Annotated in this window: 14 protein-coding genes; 3 read left to right on the top strand and 11 right to left on the bottom strand. The window is 34.0% G+C overall.

Going from position 1 to position 11,837, the window contains the following annotated elements; translation table 11 throughout:
• Positions 1 to 99 precede the first annotated feature (99 nt).
• Positions 100 to 720, top strand: a complete 621-nt coding sequence (locus tag AN959_RS17050; protein WP_056832525.1) for a GntR family transcriptional regulator — start codon at positions 100 to 102, stop codon at positions 718 to 720.
• Between the two features lie 113 nt (positions 721 to 833).
• On the opposite strand, the gene AN959_RS17045 is transcribed toward AN959_RS17050, so the two are convergent.
• The 3 genes from AN959_RS17045 to AN959_RS17035 form a co-directional block, all read right to left on the bottom strand.
• A complete protein-coding gene (locus AN959_RS17045) occupies positions 834 to 1,355 on the bottom strand; it encodes a GNAT family N-acetyltransferase (RefSeq protein WP_056832522.1) in 522 nt (173 codons plus the stop codon).
• A 43-nt stretch (positions 1,356 to 1,398) separates the two neighbouring features.
• Positions 1,399 to 1,935, bottom strand: coding sequence for a DinB family protein (locus AN959_RS17040; protein ID WP_056832520.1), 537 nt, complete (start codon positions 1,933 to 1,935; stop codon positions 1,399 to 1,401).
• 199 nt (positions 1,936 to 2,134) lie between these two features.
• Positions 2,135 to 2,545, bottom strand: coding sequence for a GNAT family N-acetyltransferase (locus AN959_RS17035; protein WP_053588380.1), 411 nt, complete (start codon positions 2,543 to 2,545; stop codon positions 2,135 to 2,137).
• Between the two features lie 233 nt (positions 2,546 to 2,778).
• Between AN959_RS17035 and AN959_RS17030 the strand changes: the two genes are divergently transcribed.
• Entirely contained in the window at positions 2,779 to 3,486 is a 708-nt protein-coding gene (locus AN959_RS17030; RefSeq protein ID WP_056832518.1) for a class I SAM-dependent methyltransferase, read from the top strand.
• Positions 3,487 to 3,532: 46 nt separating this feature from the next.
• Here AN959_RS17030 and AN959_RS17025 read toward each other — a convergent pair whose 3' ends face one another.
• Positions 3,533 to 4,372 (bottom strand): DUF2268 domain-containing protein, encoded by an 840-nt coding sequence (locus tag AN959_RS17025; RefSeq protein ID WP_056832516.1) that lies wholly within the window; start codon positions 4,370 to 4,372, stop codon positions 3,533 to 3,535.
• Positions 4,373 to 4,565: 193 nt separating this feature from the next.
• Here AN959_RS17025 and AN959_RS17020 point away from each other — a divergent pair, with 193 nt between their 5' ends.
• On the top strand, positions 4,566 to 4,814 hold the full coding sequence (locus tag AN959_RS17020; protein ID WP_053588377.1) for a hypothetical protein: 249 nt from the start codon (positions 4,566 to 4,568) through the stop codon (positions 4,812 to 4,814).
• A gap of 225 nt (positions 4,815 to 5,039) precedes the next feature.
• Here the strand turns inward: AN959_RS17020 and AN959_RS17015 are convergent, their stop codons facing one another.
• From AN959_RS17015 to AN959_RS16985, 7 genes are all read right to left on the bottom strand, one after another.
• Entirely contained in the window at positions 5,040 to 5,324 is a 285-nt protein-coding gene (locus tag AN959_RS17015; RefSeq protein ID WP_056832513.1) for a hypothetical protein, read from the bottom strand.
• Between the two features lie 89 nt (positions 5,325 to 5,413).
• Positions 5,414 to 6,106 (bottom strand): hypothetical protein, encoded by a 693-nt coding sequence (locus AN959_RS17010; protein WP_056832511.1) that lies wholly within the window; start codon positions 6,104 to 6,106, stop codon positions 5,414 to 5,416.
• 228 nt (positions 6,107 to 6,334) lie between these two features.
• Positions 6,335 to 7,468, bottom strand: a complete 1,134-nt coding sequence (locus AN959_RS17005) for a bifunctional cystathionine gamma-lyase/homocysteine desulfhydrase (protein ID WP_056832508.1) — start codon at positions 7,466 to 7,468, stop codon at positions 6,335 to 6,337.
• 3 nt (positions 7,469 to 7,471) lie between these two features.
• Positions 7,472 to 8,404: a PLP-dependent cysteine synthase family protein gene (locus AN959_RS17000; protein ID WP_056832506.1), complete on the bottom strand. Its 933-nt coding sequence runs from the start codon at positions 8,402 to 8,404 to the stop codon at positions 7,472 to 7,474.
• Complete coding sequence (locus AN959_RS16995) at positions 8,404 to 8,874, bottom strand: S-ribosylhomocysteine lyase (protein ID WP_056832504.1); 471 nt, start codon at positions 8,872 to 8,874, stop codon at positions 8,404 to 8,406. Before AN959_RS16995 ends, AN959_RS17000 begins: the two co-directional genes overlap by 1 nt.
• 13 nt (positions 8,875 to 8,887) lie before the next feature.
• Positions 8,888 to 9,526 carry a class I SAM-dependent methyltransferase gene (locus AN959_RS16990; protein ID WP_056832501.1) on the bottom strand — a complete coding sequence of 213 codons (639 nt, stop codon included), beginning with the start codon at positions 9,524 to 9,526 and terminating at the stop codon, positions 8,888 to 8,890.
• A 138-nt stretch (positions 9,527 to 9,664) separates the two neighbouring features.
• Positions 9,665 to 11,509, bottom strand: a complete 1,845-nt coding sequence (locus AN959_RS16985; RefSeq protein WP_056832812.1) for an SLC13 family permease — start codon at positions 11,507 to 11,509, stop codon at positions 9,665 to 9,667.
• Positions 11,510 to 11,837 lie beyond the last annotated feature (328 nt).

Raw genomic sequence — 11,837 nt, 5'->3', positions numbered from 1 at the left:
TTGTATACAAAATAGGTGATACTAATAACTAACCTTTCTTTATTAATCACTTTTTGATAAGTTTATAGTATTAGGTTGAAACAATTAGGAGTGAAAAATATGATCCAACACAATACAAATTCTCGCTCTGCCTATCAACAAGCATATGAAGTTATTCGGGACCGAATCTTAAATGGTGATTTACCAGGTGGAACAAAAGTTGTAGAAGAAAAACTTGCAGCAGAATTAGGAATTAGCCGTACGCCAATTCGAGAGTCTCTTCGTCAACTAAGCAATGAAGGTCTTATCGTCAATAAAAAAGTAGTACAACCGACGGAGAAAGACTTACGCAACTTATTTCAAGTAAGAATACTGCTCGAAGGATTCTCTGCAAAATCAGCAGCAATGTATTTACCAGAAGATGATCTACAAGCTCTTTCAAGCTGCATTAAAATTGGAAGAGAAGGAAAAACAGAAGAGATTATGGAGGCAAATGAGCTTTTTCACGAGATAATTGTAAGAGCAAGTGGTAACTCGCTTATGATAGAAACAATCGATCGAATGAAATCAATTATTTATCTGTTTCGAAAAACGGTAGTTCTTTATAAAAGACCACATCTTATCGATGAACACGAGGAAATATATGAAGCTATCAAATCAAGAGATGGAGAAAAAGCTAAAAAACTGATGGAAACACACTTACAAGCAGATTTAGACTTCTGTTTGCATATAATTAAATAGTTCAAGAAACTTAAATTACCAAAATAAAAAGTGTCTCTTTCTACACTATTTGTAGAAAAAGACACTTTTTATTTTTAAATTCAGTAGTGAAATAACTAATTAAGGTTGTTCATTTAATATGAACGTTCTTTATTAATTGTCCAAGAATAATAGAGAAATTTTAATTTGTCATCTTGTTTTTCATGCTCTCCATTCACAAATTCCAGAAATCCATTTTTCTCTAAAACTCTTTGGGATGCTATGTTATTAGTAGTAGTCTTAGCTATCATTGTTTTGATGTTTTTTTCCTTCAAACTATCTATTAATAATTTCAATGCTTTGTTGGCAATATCTTTTCCAGTGTTTACTTGTCCCACTCGATAACCGAGATAAGCCTCTTTGAGTGATTTATCGATATCCACTAAATTTATCCTACCAAGAATAGAACCCTCCAGATTCTTTATTAAATAAAAATAAGAAACCCCTTGTTCCTGTTCTTCTAATAAATCTTTATGTCTTTCTTTAAATATCTGAGGATTATAATAATCATCGCCACGAGAAGGTACCATCTCTTCGAAAAAAGCTCTGTTTTCAAGTTCAAATTTTAATAAATCTTCAGCATCTTTCTCTTTTAATAACTCAATTAATATATCCATTTATATAAAAACAACCTTTCGTTTACTACCAACCCAATAGTTACTATTTTCTTGGATAGGAATCGGAACTAATGTATCGTTCATTTAATATGTTTCCATGATGAAGTTCGTGCCCTGTGATAATGACAATAAGAGCCCGAACTGTTATTTCATGATTATTTGCTATCCCACGACGTTGTAACGCTTCATTAGATAGACTCTTAACAAGTTGGATAGTTGATTGGCGGACTACTATCAAATTTTCGATAAGATCATCGATTGACTGCTTATCAAAAAATGCATGTTGAACATATTCCATTTCACTAAAACCAGGTAGAGAGTTGGTTTCACCTCGTGCAAAGGAAAGAAGTCGATATGCCATTATTCGCTCTGTATCTGCCATATGTCCAATCACTTCTTTTATACTCCATTTCTCAGGAGCATATCGGAATAGAGCTTGTTGATCAGATATATTTTTTAAAAAGGTACTAGTTTCTTCTATTTGTTTCTCTAAAATTTCAATAATATTCCCTTCTGAAACTAAATCCACATAAGGTGAATAATATGGTGCATACTCATTTTTTTCTATTAATTTTTTCATATGTTTTCTCCTTTAAATTATATATTTAAGAAATCGAATACTACTAATAAAAATTCTTCCATAATCTAAACATCACTCTAGGTAAGAAGGCGATTATGTTCCAAATTACTTCAAATAATATGGAATCTCTAATCTCAATCATAATGCTTTTAAATAATCCAACCTTACTCTTTTTTTTCTTTTCTCTCATATAAAAATATCACCATTCTTCGAACGTTTTTCGATACCCGTAGAAATTCCTAAATTCTTGACCCTCATAATATGTGCGGGAAGAACTAGAAGCAAGTAACTCCATTCGTGTTTTTGGAAAAAGATTATGTACATATTTCAATAAATCTGTTCCAATTCCTAATCCACGGTAATTTTGATCAATCACTAGCTCACAAACTAAAAGTGAAATATAACCATCTGTTATTCCTCTTATATAGCCAATTATACGACCATTGGCAGATGCAACAAATGCTACATTTGAATGACTCCATGCATTTTTTGTATCTTCCTTTTTAGCAACAAGATTATTCCATTCTTCCTGTATATTTAATAGATGAATACTTTCAAAATCATCTTCTACATATGCTCGAAAATCAATTTTCTCATTTAATTGTCTCATATAACTTCCCTTCCATAAAAATATTTTTTATTTAGCATTTTCTCCCTTGTATCCAAACCCTTTCCACAAATATTCTACAAAACTAGTATTTTTCCCTTTTAAAATCCAATAAAAAGTAGAGAAGATAGAAGCAAAGTTGTTAAGTTCATTAAAAGCACATCAATACCAGCTATACAGGTACATAATAGATTGAAAGCATACACTAGATATATTAATAAATAGGAGGATGTCTTATGTCTAATGCTTATTTAGATTTATTAGCTTATTTTGGAATTGGTGGTGCGCATCCAGGAGGTTTTGCTTTAACCCAATCTATATTGGAAGATGAGAATATTCTTCCAACTGGATCTGTTCTTGATATAGGTTGTGGAACGGGACAAACTGCAGCTTATATAGCGAAAAAATTTGATTGTAACGTGACTGCGATAGATAATCACCCCATTATGATAGAAAAAGCTAGGGAGCGATTCATTTCAAACGAAAACAAATTAAAAGTAAGGAAAGGAGACGCACAAAACTTGGATTTTGTGGATGACTCCTTTGATTTAATTATAGCCGAATCTGTTATCGTTTTTACTGACATAACAAAGACGTTAAATGAACTTTCAAGAGTTTTAAAAAGTGAGGGGAAGTTGATTTTGATTGAAATGACAGCTGAGCAGTGTTTATCAGAAGAATTGCAAGAAAGAATATGCAGCCTATATGGCATCTATACAATTTTAAATGCAGCTGAGTGGATCGCTCATTTGCAGCAAGCTGGATTCACTCAAATTAATAGTATCAATACCCCCTCGGGTCTGATTCAAAGTGAAATAGATGACATTAATCAATCAGCTAACATAAATACAGATTTCTTTGATTTATGGGATGAACATAACCAGTTTTTACTTCAAAACCCTCATATTCTCGGCTTTCGTGCATTTATATGTCATCTTTCATAATTTCTTGTTTAATTAGATTAGAAACATAACTTCCTATAACACCCTGTTAAATCGGAAATTTTGAACCAGCTATTATTTCTTTGGATGACTTTGTATATAACTCGTTTTTTTGAAAAGGTCCTTGCATCTTTTGAAATGTATCGACAATTTGATAACCTAAATAATATCCAATCCATTTAGGAAATCGGCTTCTTGCTTTACCGTATAAGAAAAGCTGATGATTTTTTAGCCCTCTAACATTTAACGAAGGTACAAACTGGCTTTTCCATAAATCCATAACCTCTTCAGGTGAATACAGATTAGTCCAAGGAGCTAGCCACTGCTCACCATATAGATCTTTAACTGCATACTCCCCTAATCCCTCAATGATCAGAGAATCCTTCAAAGGAATTTTATCAGGAGTCAAATCTAAAAAGTTTAGTCTACAAGCATGGTTATACTCATGCGCAAATAATGCTTTTATTTCTTCTTTTGAAAGCTCAGTAGACATAAATAAAAACAATAATCCTTTATATGCTACTCCATTTTTTTTAGGTATTTGTTCTCCTGATTTTAGACTTGCTCTTTTTATAGGAAAAATATAGATGGAAACCTTTGGACCATTCCATAATTTTTTTAGAAATTGATATTCTTGCTTTACAATTTCCCATACGTTCTGTGCTTCCAATTCTTTTACTGTGTTTTCAATGTTCATCCACTCATTAGGCTCAAACAATCCATGTCTTAAGAGTTCATATTGCCATACTTCTGGACTTATTTTAGGAAGTAATTTCATGATAGGATTACAAATTATCTCTTGTTGGATGTATGATGAACCTTTTCCAGACCGCTCCTCACATACATCCACAAATTTATTAAGCCAATTCTGTGTTTGAATAACCGGCATGTATCGTATCTCATCCTTTTTATTTATTTGTCTTATATCATATGTTTTGAGTTCTCTTATTGTTTTATAGAACATGAAATTACTAAGCGATCTCTCTTCCTTCTATAGACACTTGTCTATTATGTAACATTATCAATGGCATAAATTATAGAACATACTTATATGTAAATTTTGTTATGAGAGGAGGAGAAAAATGAACAATTCTGATGTTTTCAATCTTTGTTGTAGATATTATGGAAAAAGGGTGCGAATTACTTGCCGAGATGGTAGTGTTCATGTGGGAGAAGTAACGAGAGTAAGTAGAAATACGGTCTGGATACGACCTGATGACAATTTGGGTGGCTATGGATTAGGATTTTTTGGAGAAGGATTTGGGTTTGGATTTGGTATCGCTCTAGGTGCAATTACCGGAGTCGTACTTGCTTCAGCATTTTTTTGGTAAAACATGTTTAATTGCTGAATATCCATAAAAGTTTTTATAGTAAAAGGGAATAGGTCATCATAGATACCTTATTTCCCTTTTTTTCGTTATTTCTAGTTTCCTGAGTTAAACTCAGGAAAGTCCGATAGCAACGAAAAGCCACTATTTCTCTCAAAAATGAATATTTTCTCCATTCATTATGTTGAAATTTATCCATTCATCTACTTGTTGTTTAGTGAAATACTGTTATCCATTCATTTGAATATAAGGAATAAAAGTATACGTATCGTAGCTCGAAAGTTGCGCTCTTTTCAAGTTTTGCTGCTTTATTAATTTCTTAAACTGCTCTACATCCATACTTAAATATACTGCTACTTCTTCTGATGTAAGTAATCCCCTCTCAGAAATTTCAATATTATGTACTGGTTCACTCACCTCGTTAGGAGTGTGGGTATTTCCAATTTGATATGCCAAGAAACAAATGGCTATACTCAATAAAACAATTGATACAGATAATAAATGCTTGCTCACGATTTTCACTCCTCTAACTATAATATATTCTCTAAAAAAGTATTTTTTCCTTTTCTATTTCAATAAAAAGAGAGCACCTAAATCGGTACTCAATTAAAATAAAGCTCTATCTCATTGGAAATTATAGATGTATCCCAAGGATGCCAAAACCAAACATTGCCGTCAAAAAATAACGAATAGTAATATCCAATTTCTTCCTCGCTGTAAAGAACTATTTGATAGGTTGCTGGATCCCCGTGAGTTGTGTTTGGTGAAAATGAGGAACTTACTGTACCTTCATTTAGAATAGATAATAAATCATTTATTTCTGTCTCATCTTCTAAACTATTAATGAGTATTGGATTATTACCTTCGTATAATTCAATTTTATTGATGGATTCTAAATTTATATCTTTGTAATGATAATTAAAATTACTATCCTCTGAACGTGAATAATAAATCCTGTAACCATTTATACTATTTTTATCCTGAATAGCGATAAGGTCCTCTCTGTCTATCACACTAAATATTTCAGTTCCCTTATTCCAAAATGCAGCATCTCCATCTTTCGTACGATAACTAGGGTTCGAAACATTATCGGAAACTTTAAATTTTACTTCTCCTATTTTTTCCCCTATATTTTTTGGATCGGCAATAATTACACTATAAAGTGCTTCATATTCCTTGCCATTAATCTTTACAAAATCAACCCAGTCAATAATAGTATGCGAAAAAGGCTGTGATATAGAATTACAAGATACCATAATAAGACTGCAGATAAGCAATATGCATATTTTTTTCATCTGATTCTCCTTGCCACCGTTTATCTATAAGTCGTTTTCAGAAATAAATTAGTTACAATACGATGCTAAAATATATGTTTTTCCAACTTGAACTCTCTATATTCCAACTAAATTGTTGTTTTTTCCAACTAACCCTCTAATTTTTCCAACTAAACCTCTTTATCTATCTCTTTCAAGCAACAAAAAAGGCACACCATTCTTAAGTGGTGTACCAATACAATATAATCATTACGCTAATGCTTGTGTTAAATCTTCTAACAAGTCTTCTACATCTTCAATCCCTACAGAAATTCTAACGAGGCCGTCCGTAATGCCTAATTCTTGACGTCGTTCAGATGGAATCGATGCATGGGTCATTCTTGCTGGAACAGAAATCAAGCTTTCTACTGCTCCTAAACTTTCTGCTAATGTAAAGTAACGAAGCTTCGCTAATAACTCATCTGCTTTTTCTCCACTACCCACATCAAAAGAAATCATCCCTCCGAAGCCAGTTGTTTGCTTCTTCATCAGTTCGTGCCCAGTATGGTTCACTAAACCAGGATAATATACCTTTTTAACACCATCGTGATTATTTAAAAACTCTGCAATTCGCTGAGCATTCAAGTGATGTTCTTCCATCCGAAGACCAAGCGTTTTAATACCACGCATTAATAACCAGGAGTCTTGTGGTCCTAGTACTGCCCCTACTGAATTTTGTACAAAGTGCAAATCAGTAGCAAGCTGCTCAGAATTTACTACAACTAGCCCAGCTACAACATCACTATGTCCACCAATATATTTCGTTGCACTATGAACAACAATGTCTGCACCAAGCTCAATTGGTTGTTGGAAATAAGGTGTCATAAATGTATTATCCACAATAGTCAGCAATCCTTTATCCTTTGCAAGCTTAGCAATTGCTTCAATATCTGTAATTTTCAATAAAGGATTAGTTGGTGTTTCTAGGAAAATAGCTTTTGTATTTTCTAAAATTGCTGCTTCCACTTTGGATATATCACTTGTATCTACAAAAGTTGCCTCGATCCCGAAACGGTTCAATACTTTAGAAATGACACGGTATGTACCACCGTATACATCATCTGTTAAAATAACGTGATCACCTTTACTGAAAAGCATCATAACAGAGCTTGTAGCAGCCATACCAGAAGCAAAAGCGAATCCGGCAACGCCACTCTCTAAATCACTGATTAAGACCTCTAGAGCATGTCGAGTAGGGTTACCTGTACGTGAATATTCATACCCTTTAAATTTTCCAACTGCCTCTTGTTTGTAGGTACTCACTTGGTAAATTGGTGTGGACACTGCTCCAGTTGCTTCGTCCCCAACAATTCCAGCATGAATAAGCTTCGTTTTTGCGCGCATCTATTATTTCTCCTCCTTGAACAATTCGTATACTCTCTGACTTAAATAGCGTTCACTAGAATCGGGAAAAATCGTGACAATATGACTTCCTTTTTTCGCAACTTCAGCTTCCTTAAGTGCAGCATAAAAAGCTGCTCCTGAAGAGCTCCCTACTAAAAGTCCCTCTTCTTTGGACAACGCCTGCAATTGGTTAAATGCATTTTGGTCACTAACCGTGTGTATTGCATCAAAAAACGATTGGTCCATAAAGTTCGGTAAAAATTCCATTCCGATTCCTTCGGTCAAATGGGTTCCTGCTTCTCCACCGTTTAATATAGAACCCTCCGGCTCCACAATTACTGTTTTAATGTCAGCTTTTTGCGACTTTAAATAATTTGATGTTCCCATAAACGTTCCACCTGAACCTGCACCAGCGACAAATACATCAATTTGACCATCTAAATCACTCCATATTTCAGGACCAAGTGTTTTTGTATACGTAGCAGGATTAGCTGGGTTTGAAAATTGAGATGGTGAAAAAGCATTCGAAATCTTATTTACTAATTCGCTTGCTTTATCAATAGCACCTTTCATTCCAAGCGCAGTATCTGTATTTATAATCTCTGCACCAAGCGCACGCATCAGTGTTTGTTTTTCAACACTAAATTTTTCAGGGACAACAAAGATAACTTTGTACCCTTTTCCTACTGCAGCAAGTGCAATTCCAATTCCTGTATTTCCTGCAGTTGGCTCAATAATAGTTCCTCCTGGCAAAAGTTTTCCTGATTGCTCCGCATCTTCAATCAACGAAACACCTAGACGATCCTTTACACTTCCTCCTGGATTTAAATATTCAAGCTTTGCAAAAATCCGGCAATTATTTGGAATAGGAATATGTTTTATTTCTACAACCGGTGTATTGCCTATCAATTCATGAACACTACTAAATACTTTCATTACGCTTCCTCTTTATAAATTTGTCGCCATTCACCTTTTTTAGCAAGCATCTCAGAAGCAATTTCTTTTGCCCCTTCTAAACTATGGCTTGCTGCCCAACCACATTGAACTTCATTACATGCTGGGACTTCAGTCGCTTCCAATACATCCTTCAACGTCTTTTCAATAATTTCTAAAATTTCATCATAGTTATCATGATTAATAACAGATAAATAAAACCCAGTTTGACATCCCATTGGACTAATATCTACTACTTGTTCTGTATGATTTCGGATATTTTCTGCCATTAAATGCTCTAAGGAATGCAATCCCGGCATCTTCATATGTTCTTTATTTGGTTGTTTAAAACGAATATCGTATTTTAAAATTTCATCACCATGAACTCCCGTTTTAGTACCTGCTAAACGTACAAATGGTGCTGCTACTTTTGTGTGATCCAAATTAAAACTTTCTACATTCATTTTTTTCATATGAACTAGCTCCTTATCTTTTAGTCGCATCCATCAACCAAACATAATCATTCATTTTTGTGAAACTAACTTGAAATCCAGCTTCTTCAAACAATTTTGTTAGTATTGGAATCGTAGTATAATATTCTCGTTCTAAATCGTCTGCCACATTATTAAAACCACGGTTTCTTTCCTTTTCAATTTGGTCTTGTTTAGCTTCTTCAGTAATAAAAACAGTATCAGCAAAAACAATCTTTCCCTCTTTTGAAAGAAGCTCTGCATATTTCTTTAAAGCTACTCCCTTTTCCTCATCCGTTAAATGATGAAATACATACGTGCTGACAATTGCATCTATACGTTCACTTTCACTATTAAATTGAAGTAAATCTCCATCTATGACCTTAATAGAGGGAAATCGTTTTGCAGTTAATTCTCGCATCTTCGTATTAGGTTCGATACCAATAACCGAAATTCCTTCCTCTATTAGCTTTGCTGTTAAATTACCAGTACCGGTTCCAAATTCGACCACTGTCCCAGAAACACGATTTGCAACTTCTCTTAAAATAGTTTCATATCCTTCAAATACATCACGATATTCTGGATCTTCACCAGAAACCGAAGCGTCATAAGAGTGTGCCCATCCATCAAAGATATCGACAAATTCTCTTCCCATCATCTAGCCCCTTTATAAAATATATTATTCCTAGTTGATTACTTTGCTTTAGGCCTAACATTTATAGTTATATCATATTGAGTAAAAATGTCAAATAAAAAAGAGCCTCCCTTAAAACGAAAGACCCTTCATTATTTATCACAACGGGAAGAAAATTGGAATGACAATCATCATTACAATAAACATAACAATTTGTAGAGGAATACCAGCTTTCACAAAGTTCATAAACTTATATCCCCCTGCTGTCATTACTAATGCATTTGTCGGAGATGCAACAGGTGTCGCAAAAGCCATGCTGGAAGAAACTGCAATTGCGATTAAGAACGTATATGGATTTGCATCCATCGTAATAGCTGCACTCATTGCAATCGGCGCAAATAAAACGGCCGTTGCGGTGTTACTAATAAATTGACCAAATAACATCGTAATAAAATAAATGCCTGCCAAAACTCCCATTGCTCCAAATCCACCTAGAAGATCGATAATTCCTTTTGAAAGTATAACCATTCCACCTGTTTTTTCAAGAGCTGTTGCCATTGGAAGCATTGCTGCAATCAAAACAATACTTTCCCAGTTCATTTTTCCATAAGCATCATCCATATTTCGAAGACAACCTGTAATAATCATAAGTACAGCACCAATCAATACAGAAATAACAGCTGGAAAAACTTCTAAAATCATTAATACGATCATGAACAACATAATTGCCCCTGCAATTGGAGCTTTACCACTTGCAGCAGCCGTACTAGCATGTTCTTTCGGTTGTCCAACAACTACAACATCCTGCATCGCTCTTGAGAGTAATTCAATTTCTTCCCATGCACCTTGTACTAAAAGAGCATCTCCGAAACGAAGGCGAACGCCCGCCATATTACTTAGTACATACTCTCCTTTTCGATTAATACCTAAAATATTTAAATTATATTTTTCACGGAAGCCAATGCTGCCTACAGTCTCATTTATTAAACTAGAATGAGGAGTTAAGAGCACCTCAGCAATTCCTAATTGTTTTGTTACAAGTACATCTGCTTCAGATTCCTCTGCATCAATTATTAACAAATAATCTTCGGCGAGTTTCTCTATGCTATCAAAAGTGCCTTGAATATATAAAATATCCTTTGCCTGTATTATGCTCGTCGGTCCAGCCATTTCTTGATATGTAATAGGTAATATATGAATACCTTCCGTCGATTTACGATCAATTTTCAAAATAACTAGATGATACTTAGCCGGAAGCTTTAATTGTGCAAGTTGCTTCCCTATCATTGGTGAATCATCAGGTACTTTAAGGCGATGCAAATTACCACCGAGTTCATAATCAATCGCCAATTGCTTTGGTGAAAGCTTATGCTCATCTTTTATCGCTTTTTTATTTTTACCATTTGGAAGTACAATATTTCGTGCAACGACGAAATATAGAATCCCAACTATAATAGCAATAATGCCTACAGGAGTAATTTCAAAGAATCCTAGCTTCTCATAGCCATTGTCAACAAGTACTTGACTAATAAGCAAATTAGCAGGTGTCGCAATAAGAGTTAACAGACCAGACAAGCTACTAATATAAGAAAGTGGAATTAAATACTTGGAAGGACTGCTATTAATACTAATTGCAATACTAATAACAATCGGAAGCATTAAAGCAACCGTTCCTGTATTACTCATGAACGCCCCAACGCTACCTGTAATGATTAGTAATAATACGAATAACTTTTTTTCACTTTTTCCCGACAATCTTAGTAGCAAGTTTCCAGCTGTATGCGCAAGACCTGTACTTAGCAGCCCTGCCCCAACTACAAACAATCCAGCAATCATAATAACAACCGAATTAGAAAAACCGGCAAGGGCTTCTGTTGGTTCCAAAACGCCGGTTATGACAAATGCTAATAATGCCAGCAGTGCTACTAAATCTGCACGTATTCGATTACTAATAAATAAAACGATACTAATCGCTAAAATACTAAAAGTTATAACAAGCTGCATCTTATTCGGATTCCTTTCCATTAGAAAATCTACCTTCATTATATAAGAAGCCGTTAAAATGTCTTGCATCTATGCTTAACTATTATAATCGCATAATATTTGGAAATGTGAGATAATAAATACCTACTACGGAGGTGGATAGATGACATTTTGGAAAGCATTTTTTTCTTACATCCTTACTAAGATAATTGCAGATAATACAATTTTTAAAATGGATTTTTTTCAGTATAAATTAATGGACAATTTCAGTATGCTCACCATACTTCGTTTTTTAGTAGAAGTAACTAGTTTTAGTTTGATTTACTTAAGTATTTATTATTTAATTTCA

The sequence above is a fragment of the Psychrobacillus sp. FJAT-21963 genome, from assembly GCF_001420585.1.
In the GTDB taxonomy this organism is placed as follows: domain Bacteria; phylum Bacillota; class Bacilli; order Bacillales_A; family Planococcaceae; genus Psychrobacillus.
Note: the sequence above shows the minus strand (reverse complement) of the source record. Positions and strands in the feature narration are given on the sequence as shown.